Source organism: Limihaloglobus sulfuriphilus, assembly GCF_001999965.1.
GTDB classification, from domain to species: Bacteria; Planctomycetota; Phycisphaerae; order Sedimentisphaerales; family Sedimentisphaeraceae; genus Limihaloglobus; species Limihaloglobus sulfuriphilus.
The window spans coordinates 753,771-773,695 of sequence record NZ_CP019646.1; the positions used below are offsets into that span (position 1 = coordinate 753,771).

The 19,925-nt window shown below is 46.7% G+C and carries 15 protein-coding genes and 1 tRNA gene; 7 read left to right on the plus strand and 9 right to left on the minus strand.

Annotated elements, in window-relative coordinates; genetic code table 11:
- The 5 genes from SMSP2_RS02885 to SMSP2_RS02905 form a co-directional block, all read right to left on the minus strand.
- Nucleotides 1-1,014 (minus strand): CehA/McbA family metallohydrolase, encoded by a 1,014-nt coding sequence (locus SMSP2_RS02885; RefSeq protein ID WP_146682520.1) that lies wholly within the window; start codon nucleotides 1,012-1,014, stop codon nucleotides 1-3.
- A 67-nt stretch (nucleotides 1,015-1,081) separates the two neighbouring features.
- The gene (locus SMSP2_RS02890; protein WP_146682521.1) at nucleotides 1,082-2,488 is read right to left on the minus strand and encodes an ammonia-forming cytochrome c nitrite reductase subunit c552; all 1,407 of its coding nucleotides are present in this window, start codon (nucleotides 2,486-2,488) and stop codon (nucleotides 1,082-1,084) included.
- Nucleotides 2,478-3,248: a cytochrome c nitrite reductase small subunit gene (gene nrfH / locus SMSP2_RS14780; protein ID WP_146682522.1), complete on the minus strand. Its 771-nt coding sequence runs from the start codon at nucleotides 3,246-3,248 to the stop codon at nucleotides 2,478-2,480. Before nrfH ends, SMSP2_RS02890 begins: the two co-directional genes overlap by 11 nt.
- Before the next feature lie 83 nt (nucleotides 3,249-3,331).
- Nucleotides 3,332-3,416: transfer RNA gene (locus SMSP2_RS02900), tRNA-Leu, on the minus strand.
- A 183-nt stretch (nucleotides 3,417-3,599) separates the two neighbouring features.
- On the minus strand, nucleotides 3,600-6,572 hold the full coding sequence (locus tag SMSP2_RS02905; RefSeq protein WP_146682523.1) for a vitamin B12-dependent ribonucleotide reductase: 2,973 nt from the start codon (nucleotides 6,570-6,572) through the stop codon (nucleotides 3,600-3,602).
- Between the two features lie 374 nt (nucleotides 6,573-6,946).
- Between SMSP2_RS02905 and SMSP2_RS02910 the strand changes: the two genes are divergently transcribed.
- The 4 genes from SMSP2_RS02910 to SMSP2_RS02925 all read left to right on the plus strand — a co-directional run bounded on the left by SMSP2_RS02910 (nucleotide 6,947) and on the right by SMSP2_RS02925 (nucleotide 12,525).
- Nucleotides 6,947-9,463: a glycoside hydrolase family 38 N-terminal domain-containing protein gene (locus SMSP2_RS02910; protein WP_146682524.1), complete on the plus strand. Its 2,517-nt coding sequence runs from the start codon at nucleotides 6,947-6,949 to the stop codon at nucleotides 9,461-9,463.
- Between the two features lie 53 nt (nucleotides 9,464-9,516).
- A complete protein-coding gene (locus SMSP2_RS02915; protein WP_146682525.1) occupies nucleotides 9,517-9,816 on the plus strand; it encodes a putative quinol monooxygenase in 300 nt (99 codons plus the stop codon).
- A gap of 290 nt (nucleotides 9,817-10,106) precedes the next feature.
- The gene (locus SMSP2_RS02920) at nucleotides 10,107-10,763 is read left to right on the plus strand and encodes an HAD family hydrolase (RefSeq protein WP_146682526.1); all 657 of its coding nucleotides are present in this window, start codon (nucleotides 10,107-10,109) and stop codon (nucleotides 10,761-10,763) included.
- A 61-nt stretch (nucleotides 10,764-10,824) separates the two neighbouring features.
- The gene (locus SMSP2_RS02925) at nucleotides 10,825-12,525 is read left to right on the plus strand and encodes a glutamine--tRNA ligase/YqeY domain fusion protein (protein ID WP_146682527.1); all 1,701 of its coding nucleotides are present in this window, start codon (nucleotides 10,825-10,827) and stop codon (nucleotides 12,523-12,525) included.
- A 9-nt stretch (nucleotides 12,526-12,534) separates the two neighbouring features.
- On the opposite strand, the gene SMSP2_RS02930 is transcribed toward SMSP2_RS02925, so the two are convergent.
- On the minus strand, nucleotides 12,535-13,476 hold the full coding sequence (locus tag SMSP2_RS02930) for an AEC family transporter (RefSeq protein WP_146682528.1): 942 nt from the start codon (nucleotides 13,474-13,476) through the stop codon (nucleotides 12,535-12,537).
- Nucleotides 13,477-13,643: 167 nt separating this feature from the next.
- Here SMSP2_RS02930 and SMSP2_RS02935 point away from each other — a divergent pair, with 167 nt between their 5' ends.
- Together SMSP2_RS02935 and SMSP2_RS02940 are read left to right on the plus strand one after the other, a co-directional pair.
- Nucleotides 13,644-14,114, plus strand: a complete 471-nt coding sequence (locus tag SMSP2_RS02935; protein ID WP_146682529.1) for an NfeD family protein — start codon at nucleotides 13,644-13,646, stop codon at nucleotides 14,112-14,114.
- A gap of 27 nt (nucleotides 14,115-14,141) precedes the next feature.
- Complete coding sequence (locus tag SMSP2_RS02940) at nucleotides 14,142-15,104, plus strand: SPFH domain-containing protein (RefSeq protein WP_146682530.1); 963 nt, start codon at nucleotides 14,142-14,144, stop codon at nucleotides 15,102-15,104.
- 49 nt (nucleotides 15,105-15,153) lie between these two features.
- On the opposite strand, the gene SMSP2_RS02945 is transcribed toward SMSP2_RS02940, so the two are convergent.
- From SMSP2_RS02945 to SMSP2_RS15220, 3 genes are all read right to left on the minus strand, one after another.
- Nucleotides 15,154-16,413, minus strand: coding sequence for an FtsW/RodA/SpoVE family cell cycle protein (locus SMSP2_RS02945; protein WP_146682531.1), 1,260 nt, complete (start codon nucleotides 16,411-16,413; stop codon nucleotides 15,154-15,156).
- 104 nt (nucleotides 16,414-16,517) lie between these two features.
- Nucleotides 16,518-17,996, minus strand: a complete 1,479-nt coding sequence (guaB, locus tag SMSP2_RS02950; RefSeq protein WP_146682532.1) for an IMP dehydrogenase — start codon at nucleotides 17,994-17,996, stop codon at nucleotides 16,518-16,520.
- Nucleotides 17,997-18,107: 111 nt separating this feature from the next.
- Nucleotides 18,108-19,196 carry a peptidylprolyl isomerase gene (locus SMSP2_RS15220; RefSeq protein WP_186804824.1) on the minus strand — a complete coding sequence of 363 codons (1,089 nt, stop codon included), beginning with the start codon at nucleotides 19,194-19,196 and terminating at the stop codon, nucleotides 18,108-18,110.
- Between the two features lie 157 nt (nucleotides 19,197-19,353).
- On the opposite strand from SMSP2_RS15220, the gene SMSP2_RS02960 reads away from it, so the two are divergent.
- The gene (locus SMSP2_RS02960) at nucleotides 19,354-19,770 is read left to right on the plus strand and encodes an acyl-CoA thioesterase (protein ID WP_146682533.1); all 417 of its coding nucleotides are present in this window, start codon (nucleotides 19,354-19,356) and stop codon (nucleotides 19,768-19,770) included.
- Nucleotides 19,771-19,925: the final 155 nt, after the last annotated feature.

Genomic DNA, 19,925 nt, shown 5'->3' on the forward strand with positions numbered 1-19,925 from the left:
TTATGCCTTATCAGTTTCTATCTTGATAGGGTTAGCCCAGGCGAAATTACCGTCGCTGTCTATGACTTCTGCTCGTATCCATTTAAGCGTTCTTTTACTGTCGCCGAATTTCCACGACGCTGATGTGATAGACTTGCCTTTGTCGGCATTAAATGTTCTGCCTCCGCCGCTGCCGTCGTAGAGAAAACGTATTTTTGAGGCTTCTGAACATTTCAGGCTTACTGTTCCGTTTTCAACTCTGTAATCCTCAATGACCGGTCCGCATGAAGCGTAGTAAGAGCCTTTGCTGATGGCATCCATTATGTCAGCAGTGTTTAGGGCTTTTGCTTTAATCATTGTCCAGCCAAGGTTTATGTTGCTGCTTGAATGAATGTCATCTACAGATACAGCCGGAAGCACGCAGCCCCTGTTCATAATCTGGTACCAGTGTACGTTGCCGTAGCTTTTTCCCGCTCCAAGGCCGCATACAGCGTTGAAAACCTCGATAGCGATATAGCCTGTGATTTCGGACATCTCTTCGAGGGTGTGTGCCGTCCAGTATGGGTGTGCGTAGATAACCTTGCCGCCGGCGTTTATAACCTGGTCAACGAGCTCCTGGGCGGGTTTACCGGAATCAAGTTTTAACGGATGCGGAATATCAAGGGCTATCAGATGGTGTGCCGGCGCTCCTGTTCCGGTTTTGGGGTGAAATTCCATGCCGGAAATTGCGAGAAACTTTTCGTCTGAGTATCCGCTCAAATCGTTTGTTTTCCAGTGGTCTGTAATCGCTACAATATCATAGCCATGCTTGCGGTATTGCGGGATACGGGTCGCAACATCCACATCGCCGTCTGATGTCGTGGTATGCACATGAAGGGCGGCTTTGTAGAACTTTCCTTCTACCTCGAATGGGTTTACCATGTTTTTAAGCGGTGCGGGGGCGTTGGCAGTTTTTTCCGCGGCATTTGATTCGTTTGCCATCATTGCCGAGGCGGTTAGAATTCCTGAAGTCCTGATAAATGCTCTTCTGTCCACTCTGAAGCTCCATTAAATATTATTGTATTGGTTTCTATCTATTAAGTCAGGTTTGCAGATTGCAAATTTATTCGTACAAACTAATCACTTGGACCGCCTTTTCCCGTGTGCTGTAATCGGGGTATTGTGTTTCACTGGCAATACCTTTCTCTGCCAGCAGACGGGCGACGATCAGCCGGCTTTGCTGCGCCTGGTTGGCTGAATCGCCAAGAACACGCATACATTCCTGCGGCGAGTGAAAGCCCATACCGTTGCTTGCAGAGATGTAGTCCCAGCGGTACTGGGCGTGGCGGATGAGTTTCCTTGCAGGGGCAAGTTTTTCATCGGTAACTCCGGCGTCAATGGCGGCCCTTACGTCAAAATGAGCCTTTACAATGGCATCTTCCGCGTCCAGCATGGCAGTCTGTACTTTGTCCTGTATGCCTTCCACGCGGTCCCTGATCTGCTCCTCACTCCAGCGGTGGCACACTGCGCAGCTGTTTGCAATGTTGAGCAGGGGGCTTTGGATGTGATGGTCGGTCAGTTTCATTCCTCCCTGGCTGTGGTAGGGCATATGGCAGTCAGCACATGAGACACCGATATAGGAATGGACGCCGGTCATATACAGCTCATAATCCGGGTGCTGGGCCTTTATGATGTTCGTCTTTGATATCGGGTGGACATAATCAGTAAATTCCAGCTCATCATAATATTCGATGACCTCTTCAACTTTTGTGCCTTTTTTCCATGGGAAAGTGAGATATTCTTTCGGCTCCCGGCTGAAATAGTATTCGACATGGCATTGAGCACATACAAGAGACCGCATTTCCTGATGAGATGCCTCGTTTATATCTTTGTTCATAGATTCAAAGCCCTCTTGCAGCGCCGGCCGGGTAATACGCAGGCTCATGGTCTTGGGGTCGTGGCAATCCTGGCAGCCTATAGGAAACTGTACCTGTTCTTTAATGTCATGGAAATTCGCCGCGTAGAATTGGGCTACCCCCATCTTGTCCATAAGCCGCGGCACATCTGTGCTTTTGCAGGTCAGGCATGTGCCGGGGTTGTAGGGGGTTTTGATACGCTCTGTCTGTTTAACGTCGGTAACGGCGTGATAGTGGCCCCTTGCCTGGAGGTATTCCTTGCTGAAACCGTAACCGGCAAACAGAATAACCTGCATTGGGTCTTCTTCGAGGTAATCCCTGGGGTAGGCTCCGCCGTATTTTGTTTTTGTATCGTCAATCCTCGTCTTGAGATACGTGTCGTACTCATTGGGATAGTTCTGCCCCCATACAGCATTGTCAGGCTGCCATTCATCTATCGGTTTAAGAACGAGGCCGGGCCGCTGGGCTTCCCATCGCCGTTCCATGATGCTTACTGCAAGCAGTCCCAGAAGAAGAACCACCGCCGCACACATTGCCAGTATAACAAGGCCTGCCCATAAGGGGAGTTTAAGCTGTGGGTTTGTTTCTTTTTTGCCGTTTTCGTTATTTGTCATTTTTGTCTCCTTTTTTCATCCAATCAAGACCAGCTGCCGGCAGCTCGGGCCGCAATGGCCGCGGTGAGGCCGAAAGGCTCTTTGTGTTGCCGTGTATATTTGTATGGCATTGCCAGCAGGCCCTTTCGGTTGTGTCTGCCAGGCGGACCATTAGAAATTCATTATTGTGGCAGGTGAGGCAGTTTTCCTGAACTACGTGGCGGGCTGCGGATGAGAGCTCAAGTACCTGAGGTTCTGTGCCGGCGGTAAAAACGTAGGAATGTTTCATGCCGTCAAAAGCCTTGAAGGCGTATTTGGCAGCGATATTGCCGTGCGGGACATGGCAGTCGGTGCAAACTGCCGCGCGTCCGTGGCTGCCGCGTTTCCACGAAGCATAGGCGTCTGTCATAACATGGCAGTTTATGCAGGTCTCGGGTTCGTCTGAGAGGTAGGAAACCGCATTTGATATCCGCACAAGAAAAAGCACCATACCCAGTACTATTCCGGCAGATGCGAATAGGCCCAACTGCAGAATACGAGGTAGTGAAGTGTACAGCCTCAAAAGGCTGTGTAATATATTTGGAATAAATGATAAATCTAAATATGACTTCATAAACGGATTATAGGAATTTTTGATGTTGATTACAAGTGTTTTTTGGTTTGCGTTTCGATAAGAAGGTTTGTTGTCTGAATTGCCGGGAACTGTCGTTGGAAAAATGTTTGCAATATGTTCAATGACAGTATGGTTTTGGGTAAATTCGAGCCGGAGTGAAGTGCTCATATAAAAGAAAAGCCCTGCTGTTTTTGTCCAATTCGCAAAAAAATAACCACTTAACCTTTTAATATCAAGTGGTTATGAATCAGTGCGGATGAGAGGATTCGAACCTCCACGAGCGTAATGCTCACTAGCACCTGAAGCTAGCGCGTCTGCCAGTTCCGCCACATCCGCGGCTGTTAAAGGAAAGTATAATAGTCAATTCGCGTGGATAGTCAAGATGCGAAAAAGGAAAATATAGAAATTTATTTTCAGGTTTTCATAAAAAAGAAACCGGAACTTTTATGGTTCCGGTTTCGGGGAAGAATAGTTTGGTATCATTATAAAAATTTAAGAACTGCCGCGTGGTCGGGTCAATTACGAACAGCCCTGAGATTCTCCGCAGTTGAAACATCTGTAGCAGGCACCGTTTCTTACAGTGATTGCACCGCAGTTTGAGCATATTGGCGCATCATCGGGAAAGTGCTTGAACTGGTCGTCAACCTTTTCTACAGAAACTCTGCGTGCGGCTGAAAATTCACCCTCGCCTGCCCCTGCCATCACAACGGCGGGAGAAGTTTTTGGTGAAGCCGATGTTCTCAGAGATTCGGCGCCGGCTCGGGGGCCTTTGGGGGAACTGACATCTTTGCGGCCATTATCTTTATTTGAGCCTGGGCCGGCAACTTTCGGCTTTTTTGCTGAACCGTCTGTGTTTTTGTGGTAATCCGGGATATTTTTCTCGGCATACCCCGGCAGGAACTGACATCCAAGCCAGCAGAATATATAATCAATGAGGCTGGCCGCGAATTTAATCTGTTTGTTTGATGTCATACCGGAGGGTTCAAAGCGTGCGTGGCGGAACTTGTCAACAAGCGTGACCAGCGGTACACCGTACTGGAGGCTCATTGAAACGCAAGTGCCGATTACATCCATCAGCCCGCCGACGGTGCTGCCTTCCTTTGCCATTACAATAAACAGCTCCCCGGGCTGGCCGTCATCATGCAGTCCGACCGTGAGGTAGCCTTCGTGGCCGTTGACTGAGAATTTGTGCGTGATACTCTTGCGGGTATCGGGCAGTCTCTTTCTATACGGTTTCTGGATAATTACGGTCTCAACTTCTTTTTTGCCGTTGCTTTGCTCACTTATGGAAGTATTCATGGGCTGTGTGCGTTTCGAACCGTCGCGGTATATAGCAACGGCCTTTAGGCCGAGTTTCCAGCTTTCGGTGTAAGCATCTTTTATGTCTTCTCTGGTGCTCTGGTTGGGCATATTTATTGTCTTGCTGATAGCACCAGAGAGGAAGGGCTGCGCGGCGGCCATCATTTTTATATGCGCCTGCCAGTGAATATGGCGTTTGCCGTTTTTCGGCTTGAAAGCACAATCAAATACCGGCAGATGCTCGGGCTTTAGCACGTCCGAAGTTTCTATTGTGTCGTCTTTGTTGATGGTGTCGCAAATGCTTTCAATCTGCTGCTCATTGTATCCGAGCCTGCGAAGGGCCAGCGGTACAGTCGTGTTTACGAGCTTGAGCATACCGCCGCCTGCAAGAGATTTGTATTTTACGATTGCGATATCCGGTTCAATGCCGGTCGTGTCGCAATCCATCATGAACCCTATAGTTCCTGTGGGTGCCAGAACTGTCGCCTGGGCGTTTCTGTATCCGTATTTAACCCCGTCTTCGTAGGCCTGGTCCCAGGAATCTTTCGCGGCTGATACAAGCTCTTTTGCGCAGAGAAGCTCTGATATCTCATGTGTTTTTTCCCTGTGCATTTCGATTACATTGAGCATCGGTTCACGGTTTTTGTCAAACTCTTCAAACGTACCCATAGCCGCGGCTATTTCAGAACTTACACTGTATGCAGTGCCGGTCATCAGCGAGGTAATTGCTGATGCAAGAGCTCTGGCCTCGTCTGAATCGTAGGGCAGTGCCAGGCTCATTGCCAGGCATCCCAGGTTCGCATAGCCCAGACCCAGCGGCCTGAATTTATGGCTGTTTTCAGCGATTCGAGCTTCAGGGTAGCTGCCGTTATCTACGAGTATGTCTTGTGCGATTATGAATATTCGAACTGCTTTTTTGAACCGGTCAGTTTCAAATGAGCCGTCTGGGTTTCTGAACTTCGTCAGGTTCAGCGAAGCCAGGTTACATGCGGAGTCATTGATAAACATATACTCACTGCATGGGTTAGAAGCGTTTATTGGTGCAGAATTCGGGCATGTGTGCCATTTGTTTATTGTGGTGTGGTACTGTAGCCCGGGGTCGCCGCATATCCGTGTTCCCTCGCATATCATATCCATCAGCTCGTCGGCTTTATAGGTATCAACAGGTTTTCCGTCAGTGACTGCGATAGTCTGCCAGTCGCCGCCTTTTTCAACCTGCTCCATAAACTCGTCGGTAACCCTGATTGACAGGTTTGCGTTCTGGAACATAACGCTGTTATACGCTTCACCGTTGAAAGTGCCGTCGTAACCCTGCTCTATCAGTGCCCAGGCCTTTTTCTCTTCGAGCGTTTTGCATTCGATGAATTCTTTTATATCCGGATGTGTAACCATAAGCGACTGCATCTTTGCAGCGCGGCGTGTTTTGCCTCCGGATTTTACTACACCGGCGATCTGGTCGTAAACGCGCATAAAACTTAAGGGGCCCGAGGGTGTTCCGCCGCCGGAAAGTTTTTCGCGGGAGCTTCTCAGCGTCGAGAGGTCGGTTCCTGTGCCGGAGCCGTGCTTGAAAAGCATGGCCTCACTGTTAGCCAGCCGCATTATATCTTCCATGGTGTCTTCTACAGATTGTATAAAGCACGCAGAAGACTGGGGATAGCTGTAGCTGTCCGGACATGGGACAGCCTTGTTTTCCTTGTTGTCCCAATGGAAATTATGCGGGCTTCCAGCCACGCCGTAAACGTCTTTTAGCCCGACATTAAACCATACGGGTGAATTGAAAGCCCCGTACTGGTTAACACACAGCCAGGCGAGTTCACGATAGAAAACGTCTGCGTCTTTTTTTGAGGCGAAATAGCCGTCCTTTAAGCCGCGGTCTGCGATTGTGCGGCTGACTCGCTCTATAAGCTGTTTCACTGAAAATTCACGCTCATCAGTGCCGTTGTCACCGTAGAAGTACTTGCTCACAACGATTTTCGTAGCGAGCTGACTCCAGGTTGTCGGGGCTTCAATATTCTTTTGCTCAAAGATGATTTCACCCTTGTCACCGGTTATAGATGCTTCGCGGGTTTCCCATTCAAGCTGGTCAAAAGGATGAATCTTCTCATCAGAGAAAAAATGTTCTACCTTAAGTCCTTTAATAAGATTGGTTTCTTTGAATTCTGTTTTTTGATGCTTATCTTTTTTGCCTGCCACTGCAGCCTCCGTGATATACTATATATTGTTAATTTTGGGGGAACAACACCATATATTGTTGCCAATAAGAAGTATAATCTACTAAATCTGTTTTGCTAAATCAAGACCTTTTCCAGCCTTTTTCAATATTTTTTATTCCCTATTTGTAAGTCGTTTCGCAGTATTAAAATAAGAGTAAAAAAAGTTATTCTATGTTTGAACCGTGAACCATCAATAACAAAACAAGGGCGGCCGGATGTCTGTATCCTGTTTTGATTTCATGATTATTTCAGCGGCATATCCGGGATAATTGGTTTGACAAGTCCGTATATATTCTTATCTTAAGGGCATTGGATTCGTAAATTTTATTATTATTAGCAATACGGGAAATAAACTTGAAAAAACAGACAGTTCATCTAATCTGCAATGCGCATCTTGATCCGGTTTGGCTGTGGCAGTGGCCCGAAGGAGCCGCCGAGACCTTGTCAACTTTTCGTACAGCGGCAGAGCTTTGCGAAAAGGATGGGTTTTTTATCTTTAATCACAATGAGGTAATACTTTACGAATGGGTTCGGGAGTATGATTCCGGTCTTTTTGAGCGTATCCAGAAGCTGGTAACGCAGGGGAAATGGCATATTATGGGCGGCTGGTACCTCCAGCCCGACTGTAATATGCCCTCCGGCGAGGCTTTTGTCCGTCAGATTTCAGAAGGCCGAAAGTATTTTAAGAAGTATTTCAATGTTGAGCCGACAACAGCCATAAATTTTGACCCATTCGGACACACTCGCGGGCTTGTCCAGATACTGGCTAAGACCGGATTTGACTCTTACCTCTTCGGCAGGCCGACACATCAATTCCTTGATTTACCGGCGGATACCTTTAAATGGGTGGGCTATGACGGTTCCAGTGTAACAGCTACCCGGTTTTCCGGCTGGTACAATACTAAACTCGGCCAGGCGAGAAAGATACTTGAGGAGCGGATTGAGACTTTTAAGGACATCAAAGTTCTGGCTCTTCTGTGGGGTGTGGGAAACCACGGCGGCGGCCCCTCCAGAAATGACCTTCAGCAGGTCAACGAGATGATCGCGGAACGCGGGGATGTCGAAATCCGGCACTCCACGCCAGAGGAGTACTTTTCGCATGTAGCAGAGTCGGGCGATGAACTGCCGGAGTTTGCTGATGAACTGCGTCAGTGGGCGGTCGGCTGCTACAGCTCACAGATACTTATAAAACAGAAGTACCGCCTGCTTGAGAATACATATTTTACGGTTGAGAAAATGGCTTCCGCGGCATGGTCGAACGGCTTTATTGAATACCCCTTCGAGGAGCTTGCCGAGGTGAGGCGGGATATGCTCGAAATTCAGTTCCATGACATTCTGCCCGGCACAAGCATCAAACCTGCGGAGGAAGACGCTCTCGAACAGATAGGCCATGCCCTGCATATACTCTCCAGAGTGAAGACGCGTTGCTTCTTTGCCCTTGCCAAGGGCCAGAAACTGCCGCAGGAGGGACAGATACCAATTCTGGTTTATAACCCACACCCATACACCGTAAAAACGTCTGTGACGTGTGAATTTAATCTCGCTGACTTTAAAACACTGGAAACATTTACAGATGTGAAGGTTTTTGACCAGGATGATGCGGCGTTGCCCAGTCAGGTCAAGAAAGAATACGCAACCTGTCACGGCGCAGAATGGCGTAAACGCGTTGTGTTTGACGCGGAGCTGAAACCTATGCAGATGAACCGTTTTAACTGCCGTCTGTTTGAGGTGCCTGCTAAACCGGAAAAAGAACTGAAAATTGTTGATAACAAGATCCGTTTCAAAACTCAAAGCCTTGATATCACCATAAACGCCGATACCGGTTTCGTTGATAAATATCTGGTAGAGGGCAAATCTCTTTTAAAACCCGAAGCGTTCAAGCCTGTGATAATTCAGGATGATGCTGACCCATGGGGTATGATGAAAGAGAAGTTCCTAAATAAAACAGACGAATTCAGGCTTATGACTCCTGAAAAGGGAACCCGTTTTTCGGGTATAGCCGGGCATGTTATTGACTCTGTCAGGGTAATAGAAGATGGCGAGGTCAGAAGTGTAGTTGAGGTTCTGCTTTCGTGCCGCGATTCTTCTATCTGTATGCACTATATACTGCCCAAAAAGGGAACTCTCGTGGAGCTGGATGTTCAGGTCTTCTGGAACGAGAAGGATTCAATGCTCAAGCTCTCAGTGCCTCTGCTTTTCAAAAATTCTGTCTGCCTGGGACAGCAGGCCTACGGCCGCTGCAGTCTGCCCGTTGACGGTACAGAATCTGTTTCGCATGGATGGGTCGCGGCTGTAAGCGAGACTGACGACTGCGGGATTGCCTGTATTAAGGACAGCATATACGCATCAGATTTTCATGATGGCCAGCTCAACATTACGCTTCTAAGAAGCCCTGCCTATTCTGCCCATCCGGGTGCGGATAAAGACGGCAAGATGTGTTTGTTCATGCCGGATGACCGTTTTGTTCACAGAATTGATCAGGGTTACCGCAGCTTCAGCCTGTGGTTTGACGGCGGTTCTGCCGGATCTGTTTTGCAGACTATTGATCGAAAAGCACAGCTTTGCAGCGAGAAACCATATGCGTTAAGTTTCTTCCCCGATTGCAGCTGCGAAAAACCGCATCCGCCTGTTGTCATTGAAAACGAATCTATACTTGTAACTGCCCTCAAACACTCAGAAGAGGGAGAAGAATTGGTGGTAAGGCTTTTTGAACCCCAGGGCAAGCCGACAACAACCATGATGACTCTGCCCTCGGTTGCTAAGCAGTTTGAGCTGAATTTCAGCCCGTTTGAGATAAAGACGCTGAGCATCGATATCGAGAATTCCCGTATTACAGAAACTGACCTGCTTGAGAGGCCTTTGGCTGAATGATAAATGCCGGTATAGTTAAACATGACTTTTAACCAAAACTGAAAGGAATTGCAATGAATGACACAAATATAATAGTAATCGCCGAAGCGGAAATCAAAGATGGAATGGTCGAAGAGGTTCTCCCTCAGCTCGAGGCCCTTGTGGAATCAACCCGTAAAGAGCCCGGCTGCATTGAGTACAATCTTCACCGTGACCTTGAAAACGAAAAGGTGTTTATGTTCTACGAAGTCTGGGAATCTAAAGCTCATCTTGAGACACATATTGAACAGCCTCCGCTCCAGAATCTGCTTGCCAGACAGGAACAGTGGTTTGCCGGCCCGCTCACTGCACGAAGCTATTGTAAAGTCAGATAAGACCTCGCAAAACCCGTCCGGCACGGTTTGCCGGAATTCACTGAAATTATTAAAAATTTGCGGGTGAAAACAGGTTTTTGCTTGACATTGAGTTTTTCTCAACTAAAATATAATCAGAATAAACGATAAAAATAGATTGCTGAAAAAAGCTCTTATAATTTCGGTTAAAGTTTTAGTCGAGGCCGTGTAAATAGTGCAAATGCCTGGCAGCTTTAGCCGAAATTTTTTTATGCCCTGAAATTAAAGAGGGTTCAATTTTACAGGTTGTAAACAATTATAAAAGGATACTTATGGCTGAAAAAATCAAAGCCGTTATTTTTGATATGGACGGTGTGCTTGTAGATTCTGAAGAGTTTATCTGCGAGGCGGCATGCAGCATGTTCAAAGAACTTGGACTTGATGTTAAGCCCGAGGACTTTGAGGATTTTGTCGGCACCGGTGAGGACAGGTATATTGGCGGCGTAGCGGAGAAGTACAATTTCCAAATAGACCTGCCGCAGGCAAAAAAACGGACATACCAAATCTATCTTGACATAATCAAAGGCAAACTCAAGCCGCTGGCAGGGGTTAAAGATTTTATTTCCAGATGCGGCGTCTCCGGTCTGAAGCTGGCAGTTGCCTCCAGCGCGGATTCGATCAAGGTACGCGGCAACCTCGACGAGATAGGCCTTCCGTTCGAGACATTCGGGGCGGTTATTACAGGCAGCGACATTGAAAGAAAGAAACCTGCGCCGGATATCTTTCTGTTGGCGGCGGAGAAGCTCGGGGTTGAGCCCTCCCGCGCATTAGTCATCGAAGATGCTCCCAGCGGAGTAGAGGCAGCAAAAGCCGCGGGCTGCCGCTGTCTGGCAATCACATCATCATTCACCAGAGAACAGCTATCCAAAGCCGATTTCCACGCCGCTGACCTGGCAGATGTGCCTGAAGAAGTATATTCACTTTTTTGATTTGCTATATTCTGCAACTTTTCACTTTCAGTTTTAATGGTATTGAATTATATTATCTCGCATGAGTAACGATAACAAAAACACAGAATCGGCCCCTAAGAGGGATTTTATACGTGACATTATCAACACTGATATCGAAAACGGCAAATGGGACAGCCGCGTTCACACGCGTTTTCCCCCGGAGCCTAACGGCTACCTTCATATCGGGCACGCTAAGAGTATTTGCTTAAACTTCGGTATAGCTGAGAGTTATAACGGCAAATGCAACCTGAGGTTTGATGATACAAATCCGACAAAAGAAGAAGATGAATATGTTCGTTCTATAATCGATGATATTCAGTGGCTTGGGTGGCAGTGGAACGGAGAGGCTCTTTTTGCCAGCGACTATTTCGAGCAGATGTACGAATGGGCCATTGAGCTCATAAAGGCGGGCAAGGCTTATGTTTGTGATCTCACGGCCGTTGAGACCTCAGAATACAGAGGCTCACTTACCCACCCGGGCAAGCCAAGCCCTTACCGTGACCGCAGCGTTGAAGAAAACCTTGACCTCTTCGAGCGTATGAAGAAAGGCGAGTTCCCGGACGGTTCCCGTACTTTAAAGGCGAAGATAGATATGGCTTCACCAAACATGAACATGCGTGATCCGGTCATGTACCGTATTCTCCATGCCAGACACCATCGAACCGGCAATAAGTGGTGCATATACCCTATGTATGACTGGGCACACGGGCTTGAGGATTCTATCGAGGGCATCACACACTCAATCTGTACCCTGGAGTTCGAGAATCACCGTCCGCTTTACGACTGGTTTCTTGACCAGCTTGGTATTCACCATCCTCAGCAGATAGAATTTGCCAGGCTCAACCTTACCTATACCGTAATGAGCAAACGAAAACTGCTGCGCCTTGTTGAAGAAAATCATGTTCAAAGCTGGGATGATCCCCGTATGCCGACTATTTCGGGAATGAGACGCCGCGGCTACAGCCCCCAGGCAATTCGTGATTTCTGCAGGGTCATAGGTGTTAACAAGTTTAATTCAACCGTGGATTTAGCGCTGCTTGAACACTGTCTTCGTAAAGATCTTAACGCAAAATCGCCGCGGCGTATGGCAGTTTTGAATCCTCTTAAAGTCATTATAACAAATTACCCCGAAGATCAGGTTGAAGAGCTCGATGCGGTTAATAATCCCGAAGACGAATCCGCCGGCACCCGCAAGGTTCCATTCTCAAAAACCATCTATATTGAACGCGAAGATTTTATGGAGGATCCGCCGCGGAAGTTCTTCCGTCTCTCTCCGGGTCGGGAAGTAAGGCTTAGATATGCATATTTTATTACCTGTAATGAGGTTATAAAAGATGAGTCCGGTAATGTTGTAGAGCTGCACTGCACTTATGATCCGGCGACGAAGGGCGGCGATTCTCCCGATGGCAGAAAGGTAAAGGCAACTCTGCATTGGGTTTGTGAAGCAAAATCCGTTGAGGCGGACGTGAAACTCTATGAAAGTCTTTTTACTGCCGCCAATCCAGATGACGTGAAGGAAGGCGGAGATTTTACTGACAATTTAAACCCTGATTCCGTCAAGGTTCTCAAAGGAGCTCTGCTTGAGCCCTCACTCTCGCAAGCCATGCCGCTTGAGCGGTTTCAGTTTGAACGCATCGGTTATTTCTGCGCAGACAAGGACTCGACGCCTGAAAAACTGATTTTCAATAAAACGGTAGGACTGCGTGATACCTGGGCAAAGATACAGAAAAAGGGCGGCTGAAATCTTTTTTCATAACTTTAAGCCTAATATGACGGCAAATGAAACAAAAGATATCACAGTGCTGTTGACCACTATCGAGGCAGAGAGCTCTTTGTTGCCGTTTAATTGTTCTGCCAGGATATAAGAGCTTACAGCGGTTGGAGATGCCAGAAGCAGCATTACTGCCAGTTTTTGCGTGTCAGTTAGACCGAACCAGTCTGCCGCGAAATATCCGATGAGGGGACAGAATCCGACTTTGATTAAAGACGCGGTCAGCGAATACTGCAATAAAGTCCATGAAAATCTGGTCTGTGCAAGTGTAGCTCCGACACACAGCAGTGCCGCGGGCAGCACCAGACCTGTTATTGCGTCAAAAGAGCGATCCAGGTAAACAGGCATTTCAACCCTGAAATGTGCCGCCAGCAACCCCAATACAACTGATATAATCAAAGGATTTGTCACAATTTTTTGAAAAGTTTTCCAGAACTGCCTGCCGTTGGCGGATGTGTCAGTAACCAGAAGCGCTATCACTGATATTATATTGTAAGCAGGAACGCACATCGCCAGGGTCAGTATGCACATCCTTGCTATGTCGCTGCGCATACCGGAACCATATCCGGCGAACGTGTAAAAGACCACAGGTATTCCGATGTAGGCTATATTCGTTCTGAAAGAGCCCTGAATAAAGGATCCGATGTAGCTTTTTTTAATTTTAAAGACGAAACAGATAACTGCTGCCAGAATAATTGCCGCAGCCATACCGCACATCATCACCGCAAAACTTTCCAAGGCCTCGTTAAGGCCTTTGTCCATTGTCGATATCTCATAAAAAAGGTACGCCGGCAAGCCCACCCAGTACGCAAGCCTGCCCAGACCTGAAGTAAATTCAGACGAAAGAAATTCTGTTTTTCGCAGAATAAAGCCCAGAGAAAGTATGATTATAACCGGCAGTAATATTTCTAAAGTATCCATAACTGTATTTTTTATAAGGTCTTGAGCTGTGAAATTTTTCAGCGGGACAGCACCTGTCCTGTTAATTTATTGTAAATCTTGACATTAAAAAACATTAAGTCTATACTTTATATACTTTATGTACAAACGTCAACAGTAGTTATCAGCAAATAATCTGGAGATCTGTCATGGATTCGTTTTTAGAAACCCTCAGAGGTTTTTTATCGCCTGTCTGGCTGTGGCTTGTAGTGGGGATAATTCTTCTGATCCTTGAGTTTGAAATTCCGGGGCTTATAGTTTTTTTCTTCGCTGTCGGGGCTTTCGCGACGGCAGTTGTCTGTTTAATCCCTGATGTACCGCTCTCTATCCAGTTATTGGTTTTCCTGACGGTGTCAATAGTTTCGCTGTTATTGCTGCGAAAGTATCTTAAAAATATATTTCACGGTTATACACAGTCAAATCCTGACGAAAGTGTTATAGAAGAAGATTTTAAAGGAAAAAAAGTGTTAGTAATAAGCGGTATAGCCCCAGGGCGGCCCGGCAAAGTGGAATTTAACGGGACAGGCTGGGAAGCCGAGGCCGACGAAGAGATACCGGCTGATTCACTTGTTGAAATTGTAAACATTCGTAATCTTTCACTAATCGTAAAGAAAGTATAAATGAAAAGACTTATTTAGGAGAAAAAAATGCTTTTATCCTCGTCCTTAACACCGGTTGCCGTAGTTCTTGTTCTGGCAATAATTTTTGTTATTGTCCTGTTAGCCAAGACCATGCAGATTGTTCCCCAGAGATCGGCATACATTGTTGAACGTCTGGGAAAATACAGTAACACCCTTGAAGCGGGGCTGCATATACTTGTTCCTTTTATCGATAAGGTTGCCTATAAACTTTCGCTCAAAGAACAGGCAATTGATGTGCCGCCTCAAACCTGCATAACCAAAGACAATATCTCTGTCGAGGTTGACGGTGTTCTTTATCTGCGGGTTATTGACCCTTCCAGGGCATCTTATGGTATTGATGATTATATGTTCGCTTCTATTCAGCTGGCACAGACAACTATGCGTAGCGTAATTGGCAAACTGGACCTTGATAAATCATTCGAAGCGCGTGAAGCAATTAACGCAACTATTGTCGATGCAGTGGATAAGGCCTCTGATCCCTGGGGCGTTAAGGTTACCCGCTACGAGGTAAAAAATATTTATCCGCCGCAAAGCATCAAAGACGCGATGGAAAAACAGATGCGGGCGGAGCGTGAGAAACGGGCACTTATCGCCCAGTCACAGGGTGACCGTCAGGCTAAGATCAACCGCGCTGATGGTATGAAACAGGAGGCGATTGCGGTATCAGAGGGTGAAAAGCTCAAACGTATCAATGAAGCGGAAGGGCGGGCATCTGAGATTCTGAGAGTAGCCGAAGCCACCGCGGCGGGTATATATAAAATTGCTGAATCAATACGGGCCGATGGAGGAAAGGACGCGGTCAATCTGCGTATAGCGGAGCAGTACATACAGGAATTCGGCAAGCTGGCAAGCACCAATAACACTATGATTATACCGAGCGATCTCTCTGATATAGCAGGGTTTATCAAAACCGCGACAAGTGTTGTAAAGCATACCGCTGACCAGAAAGAGCCTAAGCAGTCAACATGATAAACATATTCTGTGTTGTCTCTAAGTCAATATGAAATATTGAGCACTCTTACTGCTCGGCATATTCAAACGCCTTGCCGGCAACACTGAAGGGTCTGTCCCTGCCGATATTGTTTAAGAGTCCCAATGCGGTCATGTTTACAATGAGACTTGAGCCGCCGTAGCTGAGAAACGGCAGAGTCAGGCCGGTTATAGGCATTAAGCCAATGGTCATGCCGATGTTTACCACTACCTGTGTCATGAACATCACCACTATGCCCACAGCTATGAGCCTGCCGAACGGGTCTGTGTTGAACCAGGCTATCTCAAGGCCGCAGGTAGCTATGACGCAGTAAAGAAGAAATACACAAATACAGCCCAGAAGTCCCCATTGATGCGCGATAATCGCAAAGATAAAATCGTTGTGTGCTTCGGGCAGGTGTACATGCTTGTCTATCGAGTAGGGGCCTTGTTTAAATCCGTAACCGGAAACACCGCCGGTAGATATGGCATATTTTGAGTGTTGAAGGTGATAGCCTTCGTCCCGTTTCCAGTGATACAGCCTCACAGGTTCTACTCCTATGATTCTGGTAAGTGCGGGGCTTTTTGTGACTTTGTTATAAATCCATTCATTTTGCAGCAGGACACTGGCAATTCTCATTCGCTGGTAATCCCGCATATTGAGCCATAACACAGGGCTGAGCATTGCCGCGGCAGTTATAATCAGGACAAGATGCCGAACTCTGGCGCCGGCGGCAAAGAGCATCGCAAACAGCAGCGGAAGCATCAGCATAACCGTGCCCAGGTCGGGCTCAAGTATAATAAGTCCCATCGCTATAAATGTCAGCACAAAAGGCCCTATAAGCCCGTGGAGCCGCCGGTAGTTTTTTCTGTAACGCAAATACCAGGCAAGCGCAACGATATAGGCGAGTTTGCAGAATTCGCTCGGCTGAACCTGAAAGTAGAGACTTCCCCAGCCCAGTCTTATCCATCTTCTTGAACCGTTTATATATGGAATAAACATTCTCCATATGTCCCTAAAGCCCGCGGGCATCGGCACAAACCGTTCAATAAGGAGAATAGTAAGTAAAACAAGTGTGATCGCGTATATCCAGTAGCTCAGCGGGCCCAGGGATTTGTAGTGCAGCAGGTTTATCAGGACAAAGCATACACTGCCTGCAAGTGCAAAGAGTATCTGCTTTTGCCAGAAAGCCTCATTCTGTTCGGCGGCATAAATGGATATAATGCCAATTGCAATAAGAGCAAAACAGCTTAAAACCATAATGCTTCTGAGCAAAACCAGGCGTCCGTTAAAAATGTTGAACATCATACTATGTCCTGGTAAAAACAGCGGCTGTATTTATAAAAATCAGCGGAGACTTTTTTACTAATAAACTATTGTCTGAAGATTCGGGCTAACAGAGATACATGGTATTATTGCCGCTGTAAAAGCGGGTCACTGTAGTTTGGCGATTCTTTGGTTATGGTTATATCATGCGGATGCGATTCGCGTATTGAAGCGGAGCTGACCTTTACAAAACGCGCGTTCTTTCTAAGCTCTTCAATTGTTGGAGTTCCGCAGTAGCCCATCCCCGCCCGCAGGCCGCCGACAAGCTGATAGACATATTCATTCAATTTCCCCCTGTAAGGTACGCGGCCTTCAACACCTTCGGGAACAAGTTTTCTGTTATCAGAAACCGTCCCCTGGCCGTAGCGGTCCGCAGAGCCCTTGACCATAGCGCCTAAAGAACCCATGCCGCGGTATTCTTTGAACTGACGTCCGCGGTAAATAATCAGCTGCCCGGGGCTTTCGTAAAGTCCGGCAAGCATAGAGCCGAGCATTACGCTCGAGGCGCCTGCCGCGATAGCCTTGGCTATTTCGCCGCTTAGCTTGATGCCGCCGTCAGCTATTACAGGCACATCGTGCTTGTCTGCTTCTTCAACAACGTTCATGATAGCCGAAATCTGCGGCACGCCCACGCCGGATATCACACGTGTTGTGCAGATAGCGCCGGGGCCTATGCCGACCTTCACTGCGTCTGCTCCGGCCTCTATAAGCGCCTTCGCGGCTTGAGCAGTAGCAATATTTCCTGCTATAACGTCTATTGAATGACGTTTCTTTATATATTTGAGCGTTTCAATGACATTTTGCGAGTGGCCGTGTGCCGTATCAACGACTATAACGTCAACCTCGGCTTTTATGAGAGCTTCTATTCTGTCAAAATTGTTTACTCCAACGGCTGCCCCGACCAGAAGTCTGCCTTTGTGATCTTTGGCGGCCATAGGGCACTGCTGCACCCGATCTATGTCACGCATGGTAATCATACCCGCAAGCCTCTCGCCCTTTATCAGCAGCAGCTTTTCAACCTTGTGCTTTCTAAGAATTTCTTTGGCCTGTTCAAGAGTGGTCTCAGCCGGGCCCGTTACGAGTTTTTCCCTTGTCATGACCTCGCCGACTTTGATATTGTGGTCGGTGAGGAATTTCAGGTCGCGCTTTGTTATAATTCCGACGAGCTTTTTGTCATCCACCACTATGGGTATTCCTGAGAGACGCTGCCTTTCCATCAGATTCATCGCAGTTGTAACCGTATCCTCAGGTGATAAAGTGATAGGATCGAGAATTACGCCGTTTTCAGAGCGTTTTACCTTTTCCACTTCGAGAACCTGCATCTCAACCGGCAGATTTTTATGGATTATGCCTATCCCGCCTTCCTGAGCGATTGCTACCGCAAGCGCGGATTCGGTTACGGTATCCATCGCAGCCGAAACTATTGGGATATTAATTTTTACATTCCTTGTCAGCCTTGTTTGAGTGTTTGCTCCACTCGGGACAAAATCGCTTTGAGCGGGTATTAGTAATACGTCGTCAAAAGTTATTCCATTGTCAACTATTTTAACGTCTGCCAGACTCATCAAAAATTATTCCATCTTTATTTATGTTTTTTAATTGAAACAACGGCCCCTTGCCGAGAAGAGGCCGTTGTGTAAATATTAAGTTTTAATCAGTTTTAATAGTTAATCAGCTTATTGAGCGGATTGGGGCTGAACCTGTATCTGCTGAGGTTTTTGCTGTTTGGCCGGGTCATATTCTTCGTCATAAGTCAGCTCAGCTTCTTCTTTGAGCTTTTCAATATAGCTGCTGACGTATTTGTTGCGTTTCTCGCTTTCTAACCTGGCTTTGATGTTGGCTTTAACCTCATCAAAAGTCTGGGTATTAGCCTCTTTTTTGTCTGTAACCTTGATGATGTGGTAACCGAACTGTGTTTCTACAACATCGCTGATCTCACCAACTTCCATGGCGAAAGCTGCGTCAGAGAAAGGTTTAACCATACGGCCCTGCGAGAAGAAATTCAGGTCACCGCCGTTTTTGCCGGAAGGGCAGTCAGATTCGCTTTTTGCCAGCTCTGCAAAGTCTTCGCCCGCATCGATCTTAGCCTTAATTGCCTTTATTTCTTCTTTAGCAGCGGCTTTGTCTTCCTCTGAAGCGTCTTTTTCAACCTTTACGAGGATATGGCTGGCTCTTACCTGCTCGGGCTGTTTGAATTGCTGGGTGTTTTCATCGTAGTAATTTTTGACATCTTCGTCAGAAACAACCAACTCTTCGTCAGCAAAGTCTTCTATGAGGGCTTTAAAACCAAGACCCCGGCGGATATTGTCCTTGAGCTCTTTCATGCTGCGGCCTACCTCTTTTAGACGTGCATCAAGCTCTTCCATTGACATGCCCTGAGTGTCGGCGATGTTTTGGATCTCTTCGTTTATATCATCTTCACTGATTTTGATTTTGCCGGCCTGGATTTTGTCGTCTATGAGCATTTCCGTTATTACCCTGTCAAGCATCTGGCCGCGGCTGCGATCCATATACTGCTTTTTAACGGATTCTTCTGCTGTTGCCAGCTGGGGTGTGTCTTTGATAATTCGTGCGTCTATATCCGATTTCATTATCTTTATGCCATTTAAGACAGCAAGCTCTTTATCCGCACCAGAATTATCTTCGGCGGCGGCTTCCTTAGCCTTGCCGTTCACTTCGCCGTCTTCCTTAGCAGAGTAAACATCGACACTTACAGAAAACACACAAAGCAATACAGCTAATGACATCAGTGTTCTGTTAAACATAAAATTCCTTTCTTGTGATTAGATTGCATTTATTAAATTTGACATTTTCTGAAAATTTGAGTAAAAGTCAAGGCAATTCAAGAATTGTAGTATTAGAATTTGAACAGCAATAAGTATTTACATAAATTATTAAGTCATTACATATAAGACGTGCAAAATGTTCACAAAAAAACATATTTCATCATGCGATATCGAGATAACTCCCAGGTATAACGAGACAGACCAGGGCGGCGTGGTGCATCACAGTGTATATCCTGTTTATTTCGAGATGGGCAGAACTGAACTCCTTAGAGCAAACGGGTTTGCGTATAAAGACCTGGAGGCTTCCGGCTGTGCTATGGTGGTGGCTCAGTTGAATATAAAATATCGGGGGCCGGCTTATTATGACCAGAAAATCATGGTAACTACTACCTGCCAGAGGATTACAAGAGCAAGAATAGAACACAGTTATATCGTAAAAGATGCAAAAACCGGCAAAGTCATCACAGAAGGCCAAACCACACTTGCCTGCATTGACGGTGAGGGCAAGATGAGGTCAGTGCCGGATTTCCTTTTTGGAATGGCACCATCATAAATTGAGGTTTTAGTTTAAGCCCGAAACTCATAAGTTTTAGTCATATCAAGGGTTTTATACCTGCCGCGGTATCGAACAACAAACAATCGCAATAAATCTGAGGATTTATCCTGTTTTAGCTGGAAAATTTAAGCTGATTGTGTATCATCTACCAA

Excerpts from the sequence above, each read along its gene's own strand:
- SMSP2_RS02890 (WP_146682521.1), bottom strand. The coding sequence starts at position 2,488 with ATGACAAATAACGAAAACGGCAAAAAAGAAACAAACCCACAGCTTAAA.
- nrfH (WP_146682522.1), bottom strand. The coding sequence starts at position 3,248 with ATGAGCACTTCACTCCGGCTCGAATTTACCCAAAACCATACTGTCATT.
- SMSP2_RS02915 (WP_146682525.1), top strand. The coding sequence starts at position 9,517 with ATGAATGACACAAATATAATAGTAATCGCCGAAGCGGAAATCAAAGAT.
- SMSP2_RS02920 (WP_146682526.1), top strand. The coding sequence starts at position 10,107 with ATGGCTGAAAAAATCAAAGCCGTTATTTTTGATATGGACGGTGTGCTT.
- SMSP2_RS02925 (WP_146682527.1), top strand. The coding sequence starts at position 10,825 with ATGAGTAACGATAACAAAAACACAGAATCGGCCCCTAAGAGGGATTTT.
- SMSP2_RS02930 (WP_146682528.1), bottom strand. The coding sequence starts at position 13,476 with ATGGATACTTTAGAAATATTACTGCCGGTTATAATCATACTTTCTCTG.
- SMSP2_RS02935 (WP_146682529.1), top strand. The coding sequence starts at position 13,644 with ATGGATTCGTTTTTAGAAACCCTCAGAGGTTTTTTATCGCCTGTCTGG.
- SMSP2_RS02940 (WP_146682530.1), top strand. The coding sequence starts at position 14,142 with ATGCTTTTATCCTCGTCCTTAACACCGGTTGCCGTAGTTCTTGTTCTG.
- SMSP2_RS02945 (WP_146682531.1), bottom strand. The coding sequence starts at position 16,413 with ATGATGTTCAACATTTTTAACGGACGCCTGGTTTTGCTCAGAAGCATT.
- guaB (WP_146682532.1), bottom strand. The coding sequence starts at position 17,996 with ATGAGTCTGGCAGACGTTAAAATAGTTGACAATGGAATAACTTTTGAC.
- SMSP2_RS15220 (WP_186804824.1), bottom strand. The coding sequence starts at position 19,196 with ATGTTTAACAGAACACTGATGTCATTAGCTGTATTGCTTTGTGTGTTT.
- SMSP2_RS02960 (WP_146682533.1), top strand. The coding sequence starts at position 19,354 with ATGTTCACAAAAAAACATATTTCATCATGCGATATCGAGATAACTCCC.